This is a genomic window from Paenibacillus sp. FSL H8-0317, assembly GCF_045040685.1.
In the GTDB taxonomy this organism is placed as follows: Bacteria; Bacillota; Bacilli; order Paenibacillales; family Paenibacillaceae; genus Paenibacillus.
The window spans coordinates 6,288,368-6,311,446 of the sequence record NZ_CP150294.1; the positions used below are offsets into that span (position 1 = coordinate 6,288,368).

Genomic DNA, 23,079 nt, shown 5'->3' on the forward strand with positions numbered 1-23,079 from the left:
TCGTCCCCTTACATATCAGATATGTTTTAATCCTTTGAGCATATCCTCCATGCTGATCTTGCCATCTTCCAACTGATCAAAAAGAGAATGGACTTCCTCGTCCAGCGCAATTGCACCACCTACAGGCTCCTCTACCTGTTTCTTCTCCCGTTTGTGGCCTGTTTTATCAGCGAGATATCCACCCAATCGGTGCACAGACGGATGTTCGAACAGATCTGCAACAACGAGTACCCCCGGGTACTGACGGTCAAGTTGTGCATACATTTGTTTCACCAGAATCGAGTCAGCTCCAAGTTCGAAGAAACTGTCATGGATATCAATTTCATTAAAGCCCAGAATAGCTTGGCACACTTCGGCAACCTTTCTCTCCCATGGTGTGTATTCTCCGTCATCCGCACCATTCAGCACGGTATCCTGCCGGGCTACACTTTGCGGGGTCACTGGCGCTGGCGCCTTCGGTGATGAAGTTCTCTGTAGACGTGAATCAATCCAGCTCTCCACTTGAGGAGAAAGTCTAAACGGATAGTTGCGAATCATCTTCAACATGCCACGGTCTGTCGACATCTGTCCTATCAATACACGTTCAATCTGACGTCCTTCCACCTGATCCAGCCAAGTCAGAGCCTCTTTATTGGTCATTGCTTTGAAAAGGGTGTCTACTCCGTAGCCCGTTGCGGCAGCTGCGCCTGTTTCTTTCCAGGTTGACCAGTTGACCGTCATCGTTCCGTCCATCTCTTGGTTGCGATAGGCTGCGTAAGCATCCTGATACGCATTGGCAGCAACGTAATCGGCCTGTCCCGGTCCGCTAAATAACGTTGCAATGGATGAAAACATCACAAAAAAGTCTGGATTGTCCTCTCTGGTGAGTTGATCCACGACCTGGGTTCCTTGCACTTTAGGGCATAATACACGTTCAGCTTCTTCTATCGTTCTATCCTTAAGTGGATGATCTCCACCTACAGCGACCCCTGCTCCATGAATGACACCTGCAATGCGAACGTATTTCTGACGTAATTCACTCAAAATCATTCGCATGGAAGCTTCATCTGAAATGTCTGCTTGGTAAGGAAGAACTGTCGCACCAGCAGCTTCCATTTGTTGCACAGATCGGATTTTCTGAGCTAACACTTCGTTGGAATGTGTAGCAAGAATGCTATCCCACTCTTCTCGTGCGGGAAGCGAAGTTCTGTTCACCAGTGCGAGTGTAATTCCCGGGTATCGCTCCGCGAGTTGTAATCCAAGCTCCAGCCCAATGCCGCCCAGTCCGCCAGTAATGAGATACAATCCGTCATTGCGAATGTTGTAGTTCCATTTAGGATACGCACTCGGGTCCAGCGCTCCAAACTGCTGAATGTAACGCGTACCTGCACGATAAGCTACACCATAATCATCACTTTCATGATCCAGTTCAGCCACAATATCCTGGAGCGAAGTCTCCGCGTCCACTTGGATGGATCGGCATTGCAGGCGTGCATCTTCTTTTCGTCCAGCCAAACCCAGACCAAACATCAGGGCAGCCTGAGGAAATACATTTTCTTCTCTTCCGGTGATGGAATGGATTGGATTCGTCAACAACACCAGGTCAACAGGCTCCAGTGATTGGGCACCTATCATCTCCTGAAGGAGATAGAAGAATGGATGAAAGGACTGATCCTGTTGAATATAGATAATCCGGGTGATCGTCAATTTTTCCAAATGAGCCCACAATTGTTCCATGCTCTCACGATGGTCTGAAATGACATACTTCTCGGAAGATACTTGAAGGAACGAAGGTCCATCAAACACTTCAATAACCTGATGCCCCTGCTGCTGTAGTGTCTTACGAAGAGATAGATCTTCTCTTTTTTCCTCTCTTTTTTCGTCCATAAAAATAACGATATGACCTTCCGATAACTTCCGATCGAAATTACGTTCCGGTTCAGGAACCCAACCCAACTCATAATGGTGAATGTTCTCCATAGCGCTGGCATCCGTCTTGGTTTGGGACGGAGGAGCAGATAGCTCAATCCAGCAGCGATGAGCTTCAAATGGATACGTCGGGATGCTGATTCGGCGAACATCCTCACCTGAATACAGGCTTGGCCAGCTTACCTCCCCACCCCCAAGATAGGTTTCACAATGAGCGGTTAAATGCAGCTGACTGGACTCCGGGATTGACTGCTGTCGAATGGATTCCAATCCGCCTTCTTCAAGTTCGGTCAGTTGGGCGAGCAAATCCTCTTTGCTGGAAGCAATCCGTACCAGACGGTGTTCATAATGGGTTCGGGAGGTGCCTGCCGTGTAACATATATCAGCTAACGTGTGATCGGTTGTTTTCAGATATTTCGTATATTTGGATATATATTGTTGCAGGGCTTGAAGCGTCTTGGCTGAAAGAGGGAAGAGGTACTCCCGCGTCTCAGTCTCGCTGTTGGTTTCCATTGCACCCGCCTGCTCCAGAATGAGATGGCAATTGGTTCCGCTGAATCCAAATGCACTGACACCCATTCGTACAGGTTCACCCTCAGCAGGCCAGATTCGGTTACGTGTATTTACATACACAGGCGTTCCACTAAAATCAATATTGCGATTCGGGCGATCGAAATGCTGCACCGCAGGTAAAATTCCTTTTTTTAAGGACAATACGGATTTAACAAGTCCTGTAATCCCAGCACTTTCATACAAATGTCCGATATTGGACTTCACCGAACCGATCGCACAAAATTGCCTCTTATCGGTGTATTGCTCAAATGCTCCCTTAATGCCATCGATTTCAATCGGATCTCCCAAGACAGTCCCGGTTCCATGGGTTTCAATATAAGCGATACTTTCCGGATCGACCCCCGCAGCTTTCCACGCCTTCACAATGACCTCACTCTGGGCTCTGGCATTCGGCGCCGTAATCCCCATGGAGTTCCCGTCCTGGTTAATGGCACTGCCCTTAATGACTGCATACACCTGGTCCTTGTCCCTGATAGCATCCTGAAGTGGTTTCAGCATAATGACTGCCGCACCTTCACCTATTCCGGAACCATCTGAGCTATCATCAAAGGGGCGTGTCATGCCATTCGATGATTCAATGCCCATTCGGTAGTAATCCTTGTCCAGAGGAAGAACGTTGAGTTTTACGCCTCCTGCCAGCGCCATGTCACACTCACCCAAACGAATGGCATTACAAGCATGATGCACTGCAACCAGAGATGAAGAACAGGCAGTGTCCACCACCATACTCGGCCCTCTCAGATCAAGAAGGTATGATAAACGGCTGGGTAAAATGCAGGATAGATTGCCTGTGACCGAGATCGGCAGAGACTGTGGCTCCACATCATGAATCATCTCTTTATACCGATAACCTTCCAGATCGGATACCAGTCCAACGTATACTCCTGTATTGCTTCCCGCCAGCTTCTCACTGGTATATCCTCCATCTTCAAAAGCGGCCCAAGCTGTCTCCATAAAGATACGTTGAGCCGGATTCATTAAACTGGCTTCCTTTGGGGTAAATCGAAAAAAGGGATAATCAAAGGTATCGATATGTTCCAGATAAGAGCCATCCAAATATTTGGTGTCTTCACCAGGGTTCATTTTACGAGAGATGTAATTATCGGCATCCTGGCGTCGCTGCTCCGGCAGATCCCTCGTACAATCCAGACCATGCAACAAGTTATTCCAGAATTGCTCCGCATCATCTGCCAAGGGCATACGAACACTGAGCCCAACGATCGCGATATCACCCGGACGGATAGTAGCTGGAGTTGCCACTGGAGGTAGCTGACTAGACGACTCCGTCTGAGCTGTGTCACGAATACCCAGTTCACTGAAATCCATCAGTTTGTTTTTCATTGTTTTATCCCCTTTCAGCCGCTGAGCGGAGACTTTCAATCACTTTGGCAAGCATTTGATCATAGGTTCTGAAAAAAAGGTTCCATTGAACCGTATTCATTCCGGGTTTACAATACAGCGTTACCACCATATTTCGTTTTTCATTCTGAATTTCACAGATGACATCAAACAGTTCCTCCAGCGCCCCCCTGCCTCCACTGACATAATCTGCCTCGTAAAATAGCGGACGGATGGCGTCATGCTGTGATCTCATCCCTGCTCTAACCAGATCCTGGATATGATGACCAGGCTGTTCGTCTGCTGTATGTAAAGCTTGTTTAGCTAGGGCAAACAACTCATTGAAATCCTGCACCTCTTGCACATCCAGCGGAATGGAACTGATATGATTCATCCGATAAATCAGTGTATAGACCGTGAGTTGCGGCTGATTGCCAATCTCCGTCAACAGATATGCAAACAAAGACCATAACCATTCTACAGGCGTGCAGCCTGCCGTTTTGGACAAGTTCCTGATTTCATTAAAGCGATCCTTCTCGATCCGGAATTCATACCGATGGTCTTGAAGGGCCTGTCCACCATTCTGCATGTAATCCAATGGAACAGGGTATGCTTCCAGTTCCATGCCTTCCTGGTCTGCGATGAATTTGGCAAGTCTGGAGATCGTAGGATAGGCAAACATATTGGTTAACGTAATTTGGGCTGGATATAATTTTTCAAGTTGATTATAGACCTGGGCAAGAAGCAGAGAATCACTCCCTAAGTCAAAAAAATTAATCGTGGTTGTGACTCCCGCATCAGCTCCCAGCACCACATGAAATACGTCCAGAATAGTTGTCTCTAGCTGTTCAATTGAAGTAATCTGCCGTTGATTCATTGGACACCTCACCTCCGTATAGGATCTACTCCATATAACTTGTTAATGTCTGATTGATCATGCTAGTCACCCGATGCATACTGCCTTCAAATAAATAAAAATGCCCCCCTTTGTATATCCGGGCGGCACTTCCTTGTTCCGTATAACCTCTCCAACGTTCTGCACAATCCAGAATGTAACCTTCATCCTCTGCTCCGTTCAGTATCGTGATATCACATTGCAGCTTATAAGGCTTCTCTTCGTAGGTATACGTCTCATTCATCTCCAGATCCTTACGTAATATGGGGATAAACATATCCATCAGTTGCTGGTTTTCAAAGAACTCATCCGGGGTACCGCCCATTTCCTTAATGCGGTCGATGAACTGTCCTTCGGGCAAATGGTAATAGACCTGTTCTTTTTTATAATCCGGCGTCTCTCGCCCCGAGAAAAACATGTGTATGGGTTTCCTGAACTGCTCTTCATGCATTTTGTTATACAGTTCATAGATAATCAGACTTCCGAGGCTATGTCCAAATAGGGCATATGGCTCCTCATCTGGTAAATCGCTAGATATATAATCAAATACATCATCTACACTTTGCTGAATACTCTCATAGAGCGGCTTGGAGAATTTCAATCCACGTCCTGCAAGTTCAACCGGGTTCAGCACAATGGATTCGGATAACCCCTTTTTCCATTTGTTATATATTGATGCTGAACCACCTGCATAAGGGACACAATATAATCGCATCTTGGTCATAATCTCCTCTCCACTTACACGACTTCTCCCCATCTAATCGCTGTAGCGCAATAATACGTTCCAGCCCCGGCCCCAACCAACACAACACGATTACCTGCTTTCAGTGCCCCTTGCTTCACAGCCTCGGTCACCGCAATTGGCAAACAGGCGTTAGAGGTATACCCGTATTTTTCCATCGTCATATAGGCTTTTTCTTGTGGGATGCCCAAGGCAACGGCGAGTTCTCGAATCAGATTACTGTTCGTTTGCGGGAAAATAAACAGATCTACTTCCCCCATATTCCATTTTACTTTGCGTAAAAGACGGTTCACGAGCCGTGGAATACCTCGGACCAATTGTTCATATAAATATCGGCCATTGGACGTATAGACGGAAACAGATCCGTCAGGAATTTGTCCATAATGAACAGGCAATGTTCCATAACTAATATCTTCCATATTCTCGTGATGCATGATTCCGTTCAAAAAAACGCTGTGATAAGAGTCATTTTCATCTAATTCCTGTAAGACAAATGCCCCTGCGCCGTCTCCCACACTGGAACATGCTGCCCGATCCTGCCAATCCGTTACTTTCGAATAGGTATCCGCGCCGATGACTAGAATATTGCTTATATCTTCTTCAGCCTGGAACGTATAATACGCATTCAATAATCCATAGCTGAACCCGGCACAGCCCGCGCGAAGATCCAGACAAATGGCTTGGTCTGCTCCAAGCTTTTCCTTCACAAGAGCGGACGGATGTGGTATTAAACGATCCGGTGTGAAGGTCGCCATAATGATCATATCAATATCCTCGGCATCCATCGCAGCCTGCTCTATAGCTTGTCTCGCAGCTTCCAATGCCAAATCACTGGTATACTCATGCTTATGGGAGATTCTTCGTTCGCGGATTCCAAGGTTATGGTAGATCCAGTCCGCATTGGCGTTAATGTCCATGGCCTCCAGCCCCTGATTCGTCAACACGGATTCCGGCACATACATGCCGATACCGCGAATGGTCATTTGTCTCATGCATCACGTCTTCCTTTCCTGAATCCAAGGTGAGCAGCCCTCTCTGAAAACAATAAATTTCCTGAAGACAAAAAAAAGAACAGTTCAGCCGCTTGTTTGCGCTTTACTGTCACAGAAATACCTTATTCAACAACATGTAGTGATGACTGCTCAACGTACATGGCTTCGCCCTGTTGATACACAATGTGTATTTCAGTGTTTATGCATATGACTCCTTTGGTTGCAAAATGTGCCTAAGCTTCATTCTGCTCCTCCGGTTTTGGTTGTCGTATGTGACCATAACATGTCTGAGTACTCATTTTTCTTGTGTTGCATATAAAATTTCAACACCCAAATCAACTAATTTGGGTTCATCGTAGCCTGTTAGATGAAGCCACACCTTTGCTCTGCGTGTATGCTTGTCAATCTTCTTAATGATGCCTTCGTTTCCCATCAATGGGCCATCCAGCACCACAACTTTGGTATTTTCCATATATACGGTTGAATAATCGATAATATCTTCCGGATTGATGAGGTTAAGCAATGTGGTCATTTCATGATCCGGGATTGGCGTGCAGCTTGCATTAGTTCCCAGCATTTTAATGATATGAGGAATAGAACAGATTAAGTGGTATGTTTCGGCGGACATGTTGACTTGAATTAATACATAACCAGGAAAGAGTTTTTTGGTACAGGCTTCAAAAATACCTGATTTCTTCTCCGGAACTTTTCTCTTGGGGATTAAAACTCGGATGGAGGTTCCTAGATACATATGTAGGTATTTCCTAATGACTTCTTCGCTTCCTGTATGTACAAACAATGCGTACCAGTTCATGGCATCATCCTCTGATTAACAAATTAGCCAAGCGGAAATATACATAAAATAAGAGAGAATTAAATCCCTAAGTTTCAATTTGTGTAATAAAATGTAATTGTTTTATTGTGAATATCTTAACCCATGACTTTTGGAACGTCAATGCTATTAATTCAATTTTATGTAAAATAATCTTACAATTCACATAAAGCACTCACATTTTGTCTGATATCGAATTTCGGAACAATACTCGTTTCCATGGTAACCAAAAAATCACTTACAGCACCGAACCTCTGTAAGTGATCTTTATCCATCCTTATCCTATTCAAACAGGTCCAAACGAAGACGTTTCAGACTTGTATGTTTGATGTACCACTGGCCGTCGATTTTGACAAAAGTTTCGTGGTAATGCCCAAATCCGTGGAAGGATTTGTTCTCATTGCCCTCCGGGAAAGTGACCCAATCTTCCATTGGGGAGATGACCTTTGCTTCGTTCTCGGATACAAATTCAACTTCGGCGCTATGAACATGATGCACGGTTACGGCAACATCCACCAGATCACGGAAGACTTGTACGATCGTATCTCGGCCTGTTAATACCGGAATTGGATTGCCTTCTGTGCTGAAATCGGCCACAGCATCCGGAGCGAATACGTCACCCAAGGTATCCCACTGCTTCGTATCAATATAGCGGCAATAACGCGCCTTGGTATTCCGAATGTTTTCAAGCGCGAGCAATTGTTCCAGTCCTGTGATCGTTGATTGGCTCATGTGTTGTCCCTCCAGAGATGTAAAATGTGATGTAAGATTTGGATCATGTATGTATGCATACTATACCTTCCTTATTGTACCATTCGGCTTCTAATAGGTACAACGATACAAAAAAATCTTTCCTTACCTCTCGCGAGGTTGGGAAAGACCTGGATATACCTATGTGCCAGACGAGTTAACCGCGTCCATCGAAACTTCACTTCTAGTGCAAGTTACAGGAAATGTGCACCCTTCATCTGGGAAGCCAGTTCTGACATTTTTTTATTGTTCAAAAAACTTTCCATCTCTTCTTCCGCCTGCACCATCACCTGCTGGATCAAACAGCCTGCGTTATGATTCTGGGAACATTCGAACAGGGACGCCTGACCTTCAATCGCATGAATGATCTCCAGGAAAGAAGGATCAGGATTTTTACGACTAAGCCGGTAGCCACCATTGGCGCCAGAAGTCGATTCGATCATGCCCGCCTTAACCAATTTGGTCAAAATTTTGGACAGATACGTTGGTGATACCTTCTGCAATTCTGCAAGTTGGTGTACACTAACCAGCTGCTCAGGAGCAGTACTTACAAGATGAAGCATCGTATGCAAAGCATAATTTGTCGCTTTTGAATATTTCATGAGGGCACCTCATTATATACGGATTTAATTTATCCATAATAGACTTGATTGAGCTCTCTGTCAAACCACTATGCCTCAAGCACTGGCAACAACGAAAGGATACGGGTTAATTGTGATACAATCCGCGGTAATCCGTAGGTGTCATCCCCTCATGGGCCATGAACTGGCGGTTAAAATAACTGGCATTAGGATACCCCGCTTCCTCCGCGATTTGTCCAATGTTGGCCGTAGGCCGTTCGAGTAACCATTGCTTCGCCATCTGTAGTCGTGAACGAGTGATAAACTCCATGGGCGTCATCTCCACAGCACTCTTGAATATTTTGCAAAAGTAATACGAACTCACACCTGCGAGATCCGCCCAGTCCTGTAACAGGAAAGGTTGGCAGGCCTCCTGCTGCATCTGTGGAAGCAGCGCAAGAACCCGACTCTCCGTCTTGCTGGTAGTGCGTGTGCTCTTTAAAGGTACCGCATGCTGCACGAACTCGGCGAGTACGGCATAAGTCAGTGTGGATAGCTGAGCCGGACGCAGCATCGTGTTCTGTTCCGCCTCAGTGAGCAAGGCCAGATGAGCCTCTTCCCAAGAGCTGCGTTGCCGCAGTGTCCACAATAGATTGCGATGTAACCCCCGCTCGATCATATAATCATGCAGACGTTCACCGTAAAAATGAAGCCATCGTACATCCCATGGATCATCTTCACTACTATAATAATGCTGCCGCTGCTGCGGGAAATAGAGAACCGCCTGACCTGCACGAAGCTCATGCACCACCCCGTCCACTTCAACATATCCCTTGCCCGAAGCAACGTAGTGAATATTAAAGTTGTTCAGTGCGCCAGCCTCACGCAACACGGAATGCTGGACGTGGTCCATATAATGTCCAACGGACTCGGGATAACAAAAATATGGAATATCCTGTAGGGTAAGCAATACGGATTGTCTCATCATAGCCGGTTCTCCTTAATCAACAATATTGTGTTAACTAACTTCAATATATTATCATTTTAATTCATTGGTCTATTCTTTATAATCACAATATACATTCATACACAGGAGGATACAACAAATGAATTCAGTTCAAAAATTGCGTTGGGGCATTCTTGGTAGCGCTAGCATTGCTGTGGAATCCGTCATTCCAGGCCTGCAGCAATCCGAGTTGAATGAAGTAACCGCGATTGCCAGTCGGGACGAAGATAAAGCCAAACAGACTGCCGAACAACTTGGGATCGACAAGGCTTATGGCAGTTATGAAGCTTTGCTCGCGGATGATTCCATTGATGCCGTATATATCCCATTGCCGAATCATCTGCATCGCGATTGGACGATCCGTGCTGCTGAAGCAGGCAAACATATTTTGTGCGAAAAACCACTGGCTCTGACAGAACAGGAAGCTCAGGAGATGGTTCAAGCTTGTGCAGATGCAGGTGTGCAGCTGGCTGAAGCATTCATGTACCGCCATCATCCAAGATATGAGCAGATCCGGGATATCATTGCCAGCGGTGAGATTGGTGAGATTCGTGGTATGCACAGCACATTTTCATTTAATAACTCCAATGCATCCGGCAATGTCCGCTTTCGGCGGGATTGGGGCGGAGGTGCACTGTATGATATCGGATGTTATTCCATCAGCGTAGCACGTCTGTTGCTTGGTCAAGAACCAAGCGCAGTTACCGTTATTGGCATGTTCTCTCCACAGCATGATCAAGTCGATATGATGGCTTCCGGACTGCTGGAATTCGATAATCACGTTGGCGTGACGTTTGACAGCAGCATGTGGGCAGCCTTCCGCAACACGCTGGAGGTATTGGGATCCGACGGGATTATTGAAGTACCTTCCGCATTTATCAGCGGACAGGACCGCAGTTCCAACTTCTATGTAACGACTGGTGGTGAACGCAGAGAGATTGAAGTTCCGCAAGTGAACCACTACTCTCTGCAGGGAGATGATATGGCACGTGCTGTACTTCAGAGCAAGGATCTGCGCTTCGCCCCTTCCGATGCAGTAGCTAATATGAAAGTACTGGAAGCTTGCCTTCGTTCAGCGGAAGAACGTACACGAATTACACTATAATTGAGAGGATGAACTGACTTATGGAATATATCGAAATTGCTGGTGCAGGTAAACGTGTCTCCAGATTGATTAAAGGAACCGATTATTTCGTGCATGATGCCTACGATAAAGCAGCTACGAACATGGATGCTTTTCTGTCGATTGGTGGTAACACTGTAGATACAGCACATATCTATTGTGGTGGACAGAGTGAAGAAGTCCTTGGTCGTTACATGAAGGAACGTGGTAACCGCGACCAGATCGTCATTCTCACCAAAGGCGCGCATCATGACCAGAATGGACCACGTGTGAACGCTGATGCCATCCGCAGTGACTTGATGGAAAGTCTGGAGCGTCTGCAGACAGATCACGTAGAGATGTATGCCTTGCACCGGGATGATCCCAATACCCCTGTCAGTGTTATTCTTGAAGCACTGAACGAACATATTGAATCCGGTAAAGTCGGCGCAATTGGCGCCTCCAACTGGACCTGGCAGCGGCTCGAGGAAGCCAATGCATACGCTGCGGCAAATGGCCTGAAGGGCTTCACATTCAGCAGCCCAAATCTCAGTCTCGCCAAAGCAAACGAACCTTTCTGGGAAGGCTGTGTGTCAGCAGATGCAGAGACACTGGCATGGCATGAGCAATCCAAGTTGCCCTTGCTATCCTGGTCCTCCCAAGCACGTGGTTTCTTCACTGGAAGATTCACACCTGAAGTTCGGGATAACGAAGATCTGGTGCGTGTATTTTACAGTGATGGCAACTGGGAACGGTTGCGCCGGGCTGAACAATTGGCGAATTCGAAGAAAACAACACCGATCCAGATTGCACTCGCTTATGTATTGAATCAGACGTTCCCAACTTGTGCCCTGATCGGAGCCCAGAATCAGGCGGAGCTGCTGTCCTGTGACGAAGGTTCCCGCATCACGCTGACTCCTGCTGAAATAACATGGCTGGACCTAGGCAGTGAAGTGCCGGCCGGCATCTAAAGAAAGTTAATTATTCATCAACAAATACAGAAGGACTTACCCCAGAGCACATCTCTGAAGGTAAGTCCTTTATGTCATAGATTAAGCCATATAGAATGTTAGAAATTGCACTGTTATTCAGTTGAATTACAGCTTAATGATCTGACCTGTTTTCTCGGATTCGAATGCTGCCAGGATCACTTGCAGGGAACGTAATCCCTCTTCTCCGGAAATCGCTGGAGGTGTTTGGGTTACAATCGACTCTACAAATGCGTCAATTACACCACTCGGCACTTGTTTCTCATTGGTAGCCATGGCACCAACTTTGTACGTCTCAACTGTACCATTGGTCAGTTCAACGATAACTTCATCGCCTTCCACTGTTCCGATCTTCATAACGCCATTCTCGCACCACAGCACTGTACTGTTGTCTCCAGCTCTGTATTGTGTCCAGCTTGCTACGAGCGTTCCGATCGCTCCGCTCTTCATACGCAGCAAACAAGTTGCGTTATCGTCAACTTTAGTGCCTTCCTTGTGCAGTGTGCTGATGAAACCAGCCACTTCAGATACTTCATCATTTAGCAAATAACGGATGAAGTCTGATTTGTGTACGCCCAGGTCGCCCATCGCGCCCATAATCGCTTCTTCTTTACGGAAGAACCAGCTTTCCGCTCCGTCCACACTCCATGCTTCCGGACCCGGGTGACCGAAGGATGTACGGAAATTCAGGACTTTACCGAGTTTGCCGGAGTCGAGAATTTCTTTTGCTTTTACGTGAGGAGGCATCAAACGCTGGTTGTGTCCAACCATCAAGTACACGCCATTTTTCTTGGCAGCTTCGATCATTTGCTCGCCTTCCTCAGTGGATACTGCCATTGGTTTCTCAACCAATACATGCTTGCCCGCATTTGCAGCAGCAATCGCCATTGGCGCATGCAGATAGTTTGGTGTACACACACTAACGGCATCCACCGTTTCGTTTGCAAGCAATTCTTCGTAACTGGAATACGCTTTACCGCCGTAAGTCTCGGCCATCTTCTCCGCACGCTCCACAATCGGATCGGCAAAAGCGACAAGTTCTACGTTCTCATTGGCAGCGTACTCTGGAATATGTCTGCGCTCGGCAATGGCTCCACAGCCGAATACAGCAACTTTAATTTTACTCATGTACATAAGTCTCCTTTGACAAATAGATTCACATTTTTCATGGTTCGATGGTCCATTAGAATTGATTCAGGTAGTTTTCTTTCAACCAGTTGTAGCTGTTGGATACGCTCTCAAGCGGAGGGTTCTGACATACGTCTTGTTCCACGATCAGCCATTCCACACCTGCATTCGTAGCGCCTTCAATAACAGCCGGCAGGTCAACTGAACCTTGTCCCAATTCCAGTGTTTTCATCTGGCCCTGTTCGTCTTTGCTGAAGTCCTTCAGATGAAGCAGCGGCAAGCGACCCGCATATTTATTAATATACTCGATCGGATTTTGTCCCGCAAATTGTACCCAACATACATCCATTTCCACTTTTACCGCTTCCGGTGATGTTTGAGCAAACATGGCATCAAAGGCATTGGCATCGCCAACCTGACCGTGGAATTCAAAGTCATGATTATGGTATCCGAAGATCAATCCTTGTTTCGCTGCTTCAGCTCCATATTGTTGTAACTCAGCGAATAGCTTGGTCCAACCTTCTGCATTCTCAGGACGATCTTCTGGCATCAGGTAAGGGCAAATGATATATTGTGCACCAATTGTTTTCAAGTAATCGATTTGTTTCTGCAAGTCTTCGCGCATCGCATGTAATGAAACGTGGCTGCTGAATCCTTTCAGTCCAAGTTCATCTAGTAGCGCTTTCATTTCCTCAGCTGGAATATCGCCATATCCGGCAAACTCCACACCTTCATATCCAAGGGCCGCTACCTTACGCAACGTACCACGAAAATCTGCTGCAGTTTCATCACGGAGTGTAAACAATTGCAAACCAATATTAAGTTTTTTCATGTAGGATACACCTCTGTTCTCAAATTTGCTTTCATTGCTCTATCTGGTATCATCCTACCGCAAAACAGGCTAGAATGAACATATACAATATAGTCAGAACATGAACTATCTGATCAAATTTTATTTCCATCATTTTGCATCTATTGAATGTAGCTAATTTCAACTGAAGATATTTACACTGGCACTCCGATGACAGAACAACCTTCCGATCGCTGTTACCCCCAGATTTTTTTGATTTCCTTTTCAAAAGGATAAAATCCGGAGATAAAGGCGAACACTTCGTTTCTTCAGGTTCTTTCTGTCCTCTCCGTTTTCGTGTAAATGTTAAGTTAAACTTATGATGTAAAAGGATGTACATATTGGGGGATTTTATCTTTGGATACGTTAGAGACATCTGTACTGATCTGTGACTACTCATACCACTATAAGGCGTTCACTCATAATATGAAGGGCGAGCTGCAAACCTACCTGTTCCGTCTGCAGACCGAAGGCTCATGCAAAGTATATGTACAGGATGAGGAATTCAGGATGACGAGCGGGGACTTGCTGCTCTTAAAGCCTGGTGACGACTATCATCTCGTTGTAGATGAACCGCATAAGGAAGGACGTTTGTCCAGCGGAGATTATTATCTGTTCTGCGAGGGCAGCTGGATCGAGAACTGGTGGAAACGGCAGCATCGATCTACCGTGAGCCGAATTGGACTTGATGACAAGCTCATCAGCCTTTGGAGAAATATGTTACTTGAGAAACGTCGCGGACCTCTTGAGGAGAATGCGGAGCTAAAGGATGCGTTACTGCGCGGATTATGTCTGTATATTGACCGGGCAATTAAAGAGAATATTCAGACTGATCGGGCAGTGTCCTCTGCGCTGAAGTTAAAACGTTTTATTGAGGAGCATGCCACGGTTACGTTCAAGCTTGAGGAAGCGGCTCGTTATGCGGGGCTCAGTCTGTCACGTGCAGTCCGTTTATTCAAGGAGCACTACAATCAGACCATGATTCAATATGCGATTGAGATCCGTCTGAATGCAGCGCTGGAACGAATGAAATACAGTGAAATGACACTGGAGCATATTGCGGAATCCTGCGGTTTTGCAAGCTACTCCTATTTCCACCGGGTATTCCGGGCGCACTTCGGTGTGTCTCCGGCGGAGTATCTCAAATCCAAGCAGCATGAGCCTATCGATGATCTGGAGCATGTATGATGTTAAGTATCAGAAACCCATGACCTTAAAGAGGTTCATGGGTTATTTTAATACATTGAACTATGATCAACTCTCAGTACGACTGGAAGTCAGAACGTTTTATATAAGAATGAAGTACACTTCAATATTTTTTCATGTGACTCCAAGAGAACAAGACTGTACAATTATAAAGACTGTCACCTTACCTAATTCATATATCTCATTGAATTCCCATCTATCATACTGGAGCGATACATATGCTAACCCACCAGCGCAAAGTCCTCATCATCGAGGATGAATCAGATATTTCGCGCATTCTGCGAGATTATTTAACCAAAAATCAATATGAAGCCGCCGTGGCAGCCACTGGACAAGACGGGCTTCAGATCATGGATCTTATTCAACCAGACTACATCATTCTGGATATTATGCTTCCGGACATGGACGGGATCGAGGTCTGTCGAGAGATCAGAAGGCGCAACAATATCCCCATCCTCATTCTAAGTGCCAGAGGCAGTGATACCGATAAGGTACTTGGTCTTGGCTTTGGAGCAGACGACTATATGACCAAGCCCTTCTCGCTGAGCGAACTGTTAGCACGGATTAATGCCCACTTCAGGCGTTATGACAGCATGACATCCGTTGGAGACAGAACAGATCTGCTGCATCTTGGAAACCTGGTGATTGATAAAAAAGCCTATAAAGTTACATTAAACGGATCGGAAGTTTCTCTGTCTGCCAAGGAATTCGAATTACTTCATTATCTGGCAAGCCATAAGAATCAGGTATTCTCCAAAGCCCAGTTGCTCGATGCCATCTGGGGATATGCAACCTACGGCGATGAAAATACCGTAACCGTATACATTCGCAGACTGCGTGAAAAAATTGAGGCAGATGCCTCGCATCCGACCGTTCTGAAGACTGTATGGGGTGTCGGTTACAAATTCAATTACGAATAAGTGAGATTGGAGGCTCCCACATGTCATTGAACAGCTGGTCCAAACGCTGGTTGTTAACAACACTTGGGCTTCTCATGATTATCGTTTTAAGTATTCTTGCACTGTCGATGATGCTGTTACAAGATCAAAATTCAGGCGAATCCAATCTGTCCCTGAATCAGGTTCGACTCAAGGTCAATCCGATCTTACTCGCTTTGGAGCAAAATCATCAGTATCTTAATGAACAAAATATTCGTAAAGACATACGTTCCACCGCCAGAGAGACCAGAGTTCTGCTTACCTATCTAAACTTGGATGGAAAAGTCATTCTGTCCTCCGACCCCACCTCTGAAGGAACGCAAGTTAATCTGCGTACAACTCTTCATTATGATCTGCATCATGCCACGCAGGCGGCGGGCGGTAACGATTTGCTTGATATTGCTTTTCCCGTGATGGATGGACCGATGGGAAGTCAGATCGGCAATGCCATCTTTTCCATCCCCCAAGCTATGGTTACGGTTCAGCAACCGATGACTTTTCCGGTTATATTGATTAGCGCACTCATGCTCCTGTCCCTGATTCTGAGCTTATTTCTATTTTGGATGAAACGAAAACTGGACAAACATCTGCTCTCTCCCATCCATCAATTGAAGCAACATGCGGAATCCATGCTTAAAGGCAATTATGAAGAAAAAATCCAGTACAACCGGAACGATGAATTGCTCGAAGTATATGCCATGTTTGATCTAATGCGCACGGAGATTAAACATATGAGCGAGCAGCGTATTCAGCAGGAACAAGCACAAAAAGAACTCATCACCAATATATCTCATGACATTAAAACACCAATTACCACGATAAAAGCATACATAGAAGCTATTGAGGAAGGACTATGCAACGATCAGGAGACGCTGATGGAATATATGGGAGTCATGCGGACCCATACGGATAAGACAGCCCGCCTTGTGGAGGATCTGCTGGTTCATGCACTTCAGGAATTGGGGCAAATTTCGGTGGAAACCCGTGAAATGTACAGTGGGCCTATACTGGAGACGATGTTGAAACCTATTGAACATGTTGTCCTAACAAAGGGGCTTATCTATAAAGGGCCCAACTACATCCCCAATGTGTTAATCGCTATCGATCCCACTCGAATTGAACAGGTGATCTCCAATCTTGCCGCCAATGCCCTCAAGCATACAGCTCCAGGAGACACGATCCGTATTGATATGGAACTGGAATCCGGGCACTTGAAAGTGACGATTGCCGATTCGGGTCAGGGAATACGTGTACAGGACATGCCGTTTGTTTTTCAGCGTTACTTCAGAGGCCAGGCGAGTCATGCAGAACAACGTGTTCAGGAAGGTACAGGGCTGGGCCTTTCCATCTGCCAAAGCATTATTGAAGCACATGGAGGCCATATTTCCTTTACTAGTAAAGAAGGACAAGGCACAACTTTCCGGTTCTATCTGCCGATCTGCTGAGCCTACACTCAACAGCTGTAATACTTTATTCATAATTTGATAAGGCTTCCTCAACATCCCTCCTCTAGAATGAATCCTATACTGCACTCGGGAGTGATTCGACTTGTCCAAAAAAGTGATTATCCGTGCACAGAATCTGTGCAAAACGTACAACAGCGGAAGTGAACAATATCATGCCATCCGTAATGTTGATCTCGACATCTATGAAGGAGAATTCACGGTCATCATGGGTAACTCTGGCTCTGGCAAATCAACTCTCCTATATCTGCTAAGCGGACTAGATCAGATCACAGCAGGTGAGGTCTATTTTCGCAACCAACGGATTGACGTTTATAGTGAACGGGAAATGTCCGACTTCCGCACCCGCCGGATTGGTTATATCTATCAGAGCATCAATCTGGTCCCAGACCTTTCCATCAAAGAGAACATTGCTTTACCGGGATATATCGCTGGAAACAAAACGAAGGACATCCAATCCCGCGCTGCTGAGCTGATGAATGCCATGGATATTGATGGACAGCGTGACCGCCTCCCCTCCCAGACATCTGGAGGACAACAGCAGCGAGCTGCCATTGCACGGGCTTTGATCAATTCACCGGATATCATTTTTGCGGATGAACCGACCGGAAGCCTGAATATGGAACACGGCACAGCTGTTCTCAATATCCTTACAGACCTCAACCGAAAAGGACAGTCTGTTGTTATGGTGACGCATGATATCAAGGCCGCCTGTCGGGCAGATCGCCTGATCTACATTTTGGACGGCAAGATTGGCGGAATCCTTGAGTTTGACACCTATGACGAACATCAAATTCAGGATCGTGAAGCGATTATCTTCGCTTTGGTTACGGGGAAGGAATAACGATGGCTGTCATGTTTAAACTTAGCTTGTCGTATCTGAACAGGAACAAAATACAAAATGCGCTGATTGCGCTGCTCCTGCTACTCTCGACACTTCTTGTATCTACAGCTATTGTCATTCTGGCGAACACAGGCAATCAGTTTTATGAAATGCATACCCGAACCCATGGATCTCATCAGATCCTGACGTTTGAAAAAGGGCTCAATGACCCTGACGCTGTGCACAACTGGTGGGCTTCTCAGGATGGAGCTCAGGTGTCCCCTTTGCTAACGTATCGTACATTGTCAGGCATCATTTTGAATGAAACTCACATCCCTAACATCTACCTGTACATGTTTAATACGCCTCCACCGCCCTGGGGTGTGGATGAACTAATTTTCTCAAGTGGAACGCCCGACACAGTGCCCGAACAAGGCTCCGTCTGGATTCCAACGTCCATGGCAAATACCTATCATATTTCGGTAGGTGATACCATTGGCTTCAAAACCGGCTCAAGCACACTCGAATTGAATGTATCGGGTATTGTGATCGATGTACCATACGGGGCACCCTTCTCCAATACAGCACGGGTCTGGATGAATCCTACCGATTATCAACATGATCTCGCTACACTTACTGGCAACGAGAATCGTATGATGGGCATCCATTTTAACGATTACAGCATGAATTCGGTGTATTGGGAACGATACAATCGTGAGACAGGTATTCCGTTTCTGGAATCCAAAATGGAGTTCGAGGCGATTGCCTCTTTCTATCTGATCATCAATCAGGTTATTGGATTCATCATGATATTCATGGGTGTTGTCATGCTCTCCATCGCTTTGATGACCATCGGGTTTACGATTGCAGATGCCATCCTGGCCAATTACAGAACGATAGGAATCCTCAAATCACTAGGTCTGACTTCCCGAAAAACGATAGGCACCTATGTTATTCAATATGCAATGTTATCCATCGTAGCCATTATCCCAGGACTTGCACTCAGTATATGGATATCCAAATGGATCATTAATATTTCTGTATCCTCTCTTCGAGTGGGGAATCAGAACATTCCAGTCCATGGATTGGATGCGGCCATACTGTCCGGCGCACTACTATTTGCTCTAGTGATTCTGTTCACTGTGTTATATGCCAAAAAGGCACGCAGCATACAGCCCGTGCAAGCTATTCGTTATGGTATGTCGGAGATAGATCACGGCCGGATGGCTGGCAAAATGAATTCGCCATTGGCCCACTGGATCGGCTTCACACGACTGCCTGTGACCGCCGTGCTTGGATTCCGACATGTGTTCAAAAACACCAAAAGCTCTGTTCTAACACTCCTGCTAACCACCATGGCTTCTTCCGTACTTGTTCTGGGTTATGTTCTGCTGACCAGTATAACCGGAATTGAACAGACCGCAGCTAAATGGGGGTATGACAATGCCAATATCGCAGCAGTGGTCGTGAACAAAAGTAACGTTCCAAAGACTGAATTAAAACAAACGTTAGAAGAGGATTCAAGGATTAGCAATGCAGGCTGGCAAGGGAACACAACGGGTGTAATTAGCCCGGAGTCTTCGGCAACAGTCAAGGGCCAATCCATCAGCATCAACTTGAATGTACTGGACGGGAGTTATCAAGAACTTGGATTCGAAACGTTAAAAGGGGTTAACCCACAACATGCGAATGAAATTGCCCTTGGTGTAAGTGTAGCCAACACATCAAATAAAGATCTCGGTGATCTTATCGATATCTATATTGAAGGAGAAAAGCGTACATTCCTCATTACAGGAATCTATCAGGCAATCGCCAACATGTCTGTTTCAGGCAGAATCACCATTGATGCTATGAGAAGTGTGAACCCCAGTTATAGTGAATTTGATGTTATCTTCATCAATGTGAACGATATGGCACAAGCGGATAAGGTTGCCTCGGAATTAAATGAGCAATTTAAAGATTTCGCTTCGGTAGTTACTCAGAAGACATTGCTTGATTCCGTTTACGTGGAAGCTGCTAACATCCTGATCTATCCGATGAGCCTCATTGGATTGTTGTTTATTACTGTGACGTTCATCATTATTTTCAGTACCTGTAGAATCAATATTCGTAAAGAAAGCAGAACGTACGGGATATACAAATCGCTGGGAATGACATCCCGCCAAATCAGGTTATCGCTCACCATGGGAATGTTCATACTGTCCTCCGTGGGAGCCATACTGGGTATTTTCGTCGGCGTATATCTGCTACCTCTTCTACTCGAAATGGTCCTTTCCGGTTATGGTATCGTACAACTTCCACTGATCCTGCATTGGGGTGGCATGGTACTGTTCACCTGTCTAACCATCATTGCAGCCAGTCTTGGCTCATGGTTCTCTTCAAGAATCATTCGGGAAGCATCGCCACGTATGCTGGTTATCGAATAATGTAATAAGGATGCCTTAACACAATAAAACAAGCCCTTCCATACCTCTATAGGATGTGGAAGGGCTTGTTATTATGATAAGAACTATTTCCGCCACTTCTTCGCAAGTTCACCAATCTGATGTGGGGTAGTGCGGCAACAACCACCAATAATTTGCGCGCCCGCCGCAACCCACTGCTCAGAAGCATCACTCATACTGCCACATGTACCCTGTCCGCTCCACGTCTTCGTTGCCGCATCGTATACTTCTCCTGAGTTCGGATACACAATAACAGGTTTATCGCTGGTACGGCTCAAAATACCCACTGCTTCCCTCACCACTTCCATCGGAGCACAGTTCAGGCCAATCGCCGCAATCTGCGGCTCAGAGCCAAACTTCTGTGCACATACCTCAAGCGGTGTGCCCTCGCTGATGCTTGTCCCGTCTTTTAAAGAAAAAGATAACCAGGCATACGCATGAGGAAACTCCTTCAGTACATCAACCAGCACCTGTGCTTCCTGCAAGGAAGGAATCGTCTCAAAAGCCAGAATATCTGCACCTGCTTCAAGCAACGCTGCCATACGTGGTCGATGGAAAGCAGCCAACGTCACATCCGACACGCCGTAATGTCCCACATACTCTGAACCATCCGCCAGATAGGCGCCGTACGGCCCAACGGACCCGGCAATAATTGGACGTGGACGAGCACAATCTCCTTCATGATCTACTGTACGATCTGTTATTTGCTCCTCATTCTCCACCGTCTCGGCACGTACCGGAGGAGCTTCTACAAGCTGACCTGTTGAGCTTTCTCTCCCTACTAAATCACTCTGCACTTCCACCCATACGGCATCTCTCGCTTTTGCAGCCAACTCCACCGTCTTGCGGATCAGCTCCAGTGCTGCCTGTTCATCGATTCCTCTCTTGCTGAAGCCATCCACCGTCGCCTGATAACTGGATGTAATTGCACAGTCGGCTCCTGCGCGGAAATAATCCGCATGGACCTGAACGATAACATCCGGATTCTCAAGCAACACACGAGCCGACCAGAGCGGATCATCCAGATTACATCCATGCTGTTCAAGTTCCGTTGCCAACGCTCCATCCAGAATCATGACTGGATGTTCACGCAGGATCTGTTCTATCGGGTTAGTCTGTTGTGCTTGCGTCATGTACTTGTCCTCTTTTCTTATTCACACGTTCTGTCAGATAATAAGCAGCGTAACATAATGCGATAAACGGAACCCCACAATACAGCGCAATTCGCTGTGTCGGGTCAAAGGCAATACCTATGCATGAAGCCAGGCATAATATAAATGAAACAATCGGTACCACCGGATAGAGTGGTGTGCGGTACACCAGATCTTTGACCGCATGGCCTTCACGGATATATTGTCTGCGGAACATGTATTGGGAGGCACTGATGCTCATCCATACTGCAACAACAGCCAGACCTGAAATGGAAACCAGTGTTATATATACGGTACCTGGCGCAATGATGCTGGACAGCAAGGCCAGCGCACCACCTACCATGCTGATCAGAAGTGCATTCAGTGGTACCCCACTTTTGGTCAATTTGGCAAACCACGGAGAGATCGTTCTTTTGTCAGCCAAAGACCAGAGCATCCGTGAAGATGCATACAAGCCCGAATTGGCAGCAGAGAGAATCGCCGTCAGAATAACAAAGTTCATAATGTCTGCTGCATAGGGTACACCCACCCGTTCCATTACCGCTACAAACGGACTTTCCAGTACACTGGCATCCGACATGGGCAGTAAGGCCGACAAGATAATGATCGTTCCGATGAAGAAAATAACTAAACGCCACAGCGTTGTATGAATAGCCTTCGGTATCGTCTTTTCCGGGTTCTCCGTCTCACCGGCAGCAATGCCGATTAATTCGGTGCCTGAGAAGGCAAAGTTTACAGCAAGCATGGTCATCAATATCGCTGTAGCCCCATGAGGGAACCACCCGGATGCGGTAATGTTCGATAGAAACGGCGCTGGTTCAGCATCCGCCATCGGAATGAACCCAAACATGGCTGCGCCACCGATAATAATGAAGATTACGATAGTCACTACTTTTACAGATGAGAACCAGAACTCGGATTCCGCAAATAATTTCACCGTTAAAGCGTTAAACAGAAAGATCATCAGGGCAAAGAGCGCGCTCCATATCCATACGTTCACCGATGGGAACCAGCGCTGCATCAGCAATCCGGCGGCTGTGAATTCGGAGCCAAGCGCAACAGTCCAGGTTAACCAGTATAACCAAGCCACCGTGTAGCCTGTTGCTGGTCCGATATATTTGGCTGCATAACTATGAAATGCTCCCGTCTCTGGCATATGAACAGACAGTTCACCAAGACAGAGCATCACCAGATATACAACGATGGCTCCGATCAGATAGGACAGAATGGTACCCAGTGGTCCCGCTTGCTGAATGGTGTAACCTGAGCTGAGGAATAATCCCGTTCCAATAACTCCTCCGAGAGAGAGCATGACCACATGCCGTGCCTGCATTTTCCGCTGAAAATGCCCTTTGTCGTTGTTGTTCTCCATACCTGCTGCTCCCCTAC

Annotated in this window: 19 protein-coding genes; 7 read left to right on the forward strand and 12 right to left on the reverse strand. The window is 46.3% G+C overall.

Annotated features, from left to right (window positions below):
* Positions 1-15: 15 nt before the first annotated feature.
* The 8 genes from MHB43_RS28190 to MHB43_RS28225 form a co-directional block, all read right to left on the reverse strand.
* Positions 16-3,822: an SDR family NAD(P)-dependent oxidoreductase gene (locus tag MHB43_RS28190; RefSeq protein ID WP_405130861.1), complete on the reverse strand. Its 3,807-nt coding sequence runs from the start codon at positions 3,820-3,822 to the stop codon at positions 16-18.
* Between the two features lie 4 nt (positions 3,823-3,826).
* A complete protein-coding gene (locus tag MHB43_RS28195; RefSeq protein ID WP_339179603.1) occupies positions 3,827-4,696 on the reverse strand; it encodes a phosphopantetheine-binding protein in 870 nt (289 codons plus the stop codon).
* Positions 4,697-4,721: 25 nt separating this feature from the next.
* On the reverse strand, positions 4,722-5,438 hold the full coding sequence (locus tag MHB43_RS28200; RefSeq protein WP_179088547.1) for a thioesterase II family protein: 717 nt from the start codon (positions 5,436-5,438) through the stop codon (positions 4,722-4,724).
* 14 nt (positions 5,439-5,452) lie between these two features.
* Entirely contained in the window at positions 5,453-6,448 is a 996-nt protein-coding gene (locus MHB43_RS28205) for a 3-oxoacyl-ACP synthase III family protein (protein ID WP_221820636.1), read from the reverse strand.
* A 295-nt stretch (positions 6,449-6,743) separates the two neighbouring features.
* Positions 6,744-7,262, reverse strand: a complete 519-nt coding sequence (gene loaP / locus MHB43_RS28210; RefSeq protein WP_221820635.1) for an antiterminator LoaP — start codon at positions 7,260-7,262, stop codon at positions 6,744-6,746.
* Between the two features lie 300 nt (positions 7,263-7,562).
* Entirely contained in the window at positions 7,563-8,012 is a 450-nt protein-coding gene (locus MHB43_RS28215; RefSeq protein ID WP_074096526.1) for a nuclear transport factor 2 family protein, read from the reverse strand.
* 212 nt (positions 8,013-8,224) lie between these two features.
* Positions 8,225-8,632 (reverse strand): RrF2 family transcriptional regulator, encoded by a 408-nt coding sequence (locus tag MHB43_RS28220; RefSeq protein WP_405130862.1) that lies wholly within the window; start codon positions 8,630-8,632, stop codon positions 8,225-8,227.
* 106 nt (positions 8,633-8,738) lie between these two features.
* Positions 8,739-9,578, reverse strand: coding sequence for a helix-turn-helix transcriptional regulator (locus MHB43_RS28225; protein WP_221820633.1), 840 nt, complete (start codon positions 9,576-9,578; stop codon positions 8,739-8,741).
* Between the two features lie 118 nt (positions 9,579-9,696).
* On the opposite strand from MHB43_RS28225, the gene MHB43_RS28230 reads away from it, so the two are divergent.
* On the forward strand, positions 9,697-10,701 hold the full coding sequence (locus tag MHB43_RS28230; RefSeq protein WP_339179616.1) for a Gfo/Idh/MocA family oxidoreductase: 1,005 nt from the start codon (positions 9,697-9,699) through the stop codon (positions 10,699-10,701).
* Between the two features lie 20 nt (positions 10,702-10,721).
* Complete coding sequence (locus tag MHB43_RS28235) at positions 10,722-11,669, forward strand: aldo/keto reductase (RefSeq protein WP_339179618.1); 948 nt, start codon at positions 10,722-10,724, stop codon at positions 11,667-11,669.
* Positions 11,670-11,795: 126 nt separating this feature from the next.
* On the opposite strand, the gene MHB43_RS28240 is transcribed toward MHB43_RS28235, so the two are convergent.
* Together MHB43_RS28240 and MHB43_RS28245 are read right to left on the reverse strand one after the other, a co-directional pair.
* Entirely contained in the window at positions 11,796-12,815 is a 1,020-nt protein-coding gene (locus MHB43_RS28240) for a Gfo/Idh/MocA family protein (protein ID WP_062836369.1), read from the reverse strand.
* A gap of 55 nt (positions 12,816-12,870) precedes the next feature.
* Positions 12,871-13,647 carry a sugar phosphate isomerase/epimerase gene (locus MHB43_RS28245; protein WP_036606781.1) on the reverse strand — a complete coding sequence of 259 codons (777 nt, stop codon included), beginning with the start codon at positions 13,645-13,647 and terminating at the stop codon, positions 12,871-12,873.
* Between the two features lie 375 nt (positions 13,648-14,022).
* On the opposite strand from MHB43_RS28245, the gene MHB43_RS28250 reads away from it, so the two are divergent.
* The 5 genes from MHB43_RS28250 to MHB43_RS28270 all read left to right on the forward strand — a co-directional run bounded on the left by MHB43_RS28250 (position 14,023) and on the right by MHB43_RS28270 (position 20,521).
* Entirely contained in the window at positions 14,023-14,853 is an 831-nt protein-coding gene (locus MHB43_RS28250; protein ID WP_221820625.1) for an AraC family transcriptional regulator, read from the forward strand.
* A gap of 236 nt (positions 14,854-15,089) precedes the next feature.
* Positions 15,090-15,791 carry a response regulator transcription factor gene (locus tag MHB43_RS28255; RefSeq protein WP_339179622.1) on the forward strand — a complete coding sequence of 234 codons (702 nt, stop codon included), beginning with the start codon at positions 15,090-15,092 and terminating at the stop codon, positions 15,789-15,791.
* A 20-nt stretch (positions 15,792-15,811) separates the two neighbouring features.
* On the forward strand, positions 15,812-17,254 hold the full coding sequence (locus MHB43_RS28260) for an ATP-binding protein (protein WP_339179625.1): 1,443 nt from the start codon (positions 15,812-15,814) through the stop codon (positions 17,252-17,254).
* Between the two features lie 103 nt (positions 17,255-17,357).
* Positions 17,358-18,116 carry an ABC transporter ATP-binding protein gene (locus tag MHB43_RS28265; protein ID WP_221820619.1) on the forward strand — a complete coding sequence of 253 codons (759 nt, stop codon included), beginning with the start codon at positions 17,358-17,360 and terminating at the stop codon, positions 18,114-18,116.
* Positions 18,117-18,118: 2 nt separating this feature from the next.
* The gene (locus MHB43_RS28270) at positions 18,119-20,521 is read left to right on the forward strand and encodes an FtsX-like permease family protein (protein ID WP_339179630.1); all 2,403 of its coding nucleotides are present in this window, start codon (positions 18,119-18,121) and stop codon (positions 20,519-20,521) included.
* Positions 20,522-20,604: 83 nt separating this feature from the next.
* On the opposite strand, the gene mmuM is transcribed toward MHB43_RS28270, so the two are convergent.
* On the reverse strand, positions 20,605-21,672 hold the full coding sequence (mmuM, locus tag MHB43_RS28275) for a homocysteine S-methyltransferase (RefSeq protein WP_221820616.1): 1,068 nt from the start codon (positions 21,670-21,672) through the stop codon (positions 20,605-20,607).
* Positions 21,650-23,062, reverse strand: coding sequence for an S-methylmethionine permease (mmuP, locus tag MHB43_RS28280; protein ID WP_339179634.1), 1,413 nt, complete (start codon positions 23,060-23,062; stop codon positions 21,650-21,652). Before mmuP ends, mmuM begins: the two co-directional genes overlap by 23 nt.
* Positions 23,063-23,079 lie beyond the last annotated feature (17 nt).

Coding starts and splice junctions, on each gene's coding strand:
- MHB43_RS28190 (WP_405130861.1), bottom strand. CDS start 3,822: ATGAAAAACAAACTGATGGATTTCAGTGAACTGGGTATTCGTGACACA.
- MHB43_RS28195 (WP_339179603.1), bottom strand. CDS start 4,696: ATGAATCAACGGCAGATTACTTCAATTGAACAGCTAGAGACAACTATT.
- MHB43_RS28200 (WP_179088547.1), bottom strand. CDS start 5,438: ATGACCAAGATGCGATTATATTGTGTCCCTTATGCAGGTGGTTCAGCA.
- MHB43_RS28205 (WP_221820636.1), bottom strand. CDS start 6,448: ATGAGACAAATGACCATTCGCGGTATCGGCATGTATGTGCCGGAATCC.
- loaP (WP_221820635.1), bottom strand. CDS start 7,262: ATGAACTGGTACGCATTGTTTGTACATACAGGAAGCGAAGAAGTCATT.
- MHB43_RS28215 (WP_074096526.1), bottom strand. CDS start 8,012: ATGAGCCAATCAACGATCACAGGACTGGAACAATTGCTCGCGCTTGAA.
- MHB43_RS28220 (WP_405130862.1), bottom strand. CDS start 8,632: ATGAAATATTCAAAAGCGACAAATTATGCTTTGCATACGATGCTTCAT.
- MHB43_RS28225 (WP_221820633.1), bottom strand. CDS start 9,578: ATGATGAGACAATCCGTATTGCTTACCCTACAGGATATTCCATATTTT.
- MHB43_RS28230 (WP_339179616.1), top strand. CDS start 9,697: ATGAATTCAGTTCAAAAATTGCGTTGGGGCATTCTTGGTAGCGCTAGC.
- MHB43_RS28235 (WP_339179618.1), top strand. CDS start 10,722: ATGGAATATATCGAAATTGCTGGTGCAGGTAAACGTGTCTCCAGATTG.
- MHB43_RS28240 (WP_062836369.1), bottom strand. CDS start 12,815: ATGAGTAAAATTAAAGTTGCTGTATTCGGCTGTGGAGCCATTGCCGAG.
- MHB43_RS28245 (WP_036606781.1), bottom strand. CDS start 13,647: ATGAAAAAACTTAATATTGGTTTGCAATTGTTTACACTCCGTGATGAA.
- MHB43_RS28255 (WP_339179622.1), top strand. CDS start 15,090: ATGCTAACCCACCAGCGCAAAGTCCTCATCATCGAGGATGAATCAGAT.
- MHB43_RS28260 (WP_339179625.1), top strand. CDS start 15,812: ATGTCATTGAACAGCTGGTCCAAACGCTGGTTGTTAACAACACTTGGG.
- MHB43_RS28270 (WP_339179630.1), top strand. CDS start 18,119: ATGGCTGTCATGTTTAAACTTAGCTTGTCGTATCTGAACAGGAACAAA.
- mmuM (WP_221820616.1), bottom strand. CDS start 21,672: ATGACGCAAGCACAACAGACTAACCCGATAGAACAGATCCTGCGTGAA.
- mmuP (WP_339179634.1), bottom strand. CDS start 23,062: ATGGAGAACAACAACGACAAAGGGCATTTTCAGCGGAAAATGCAGGCA.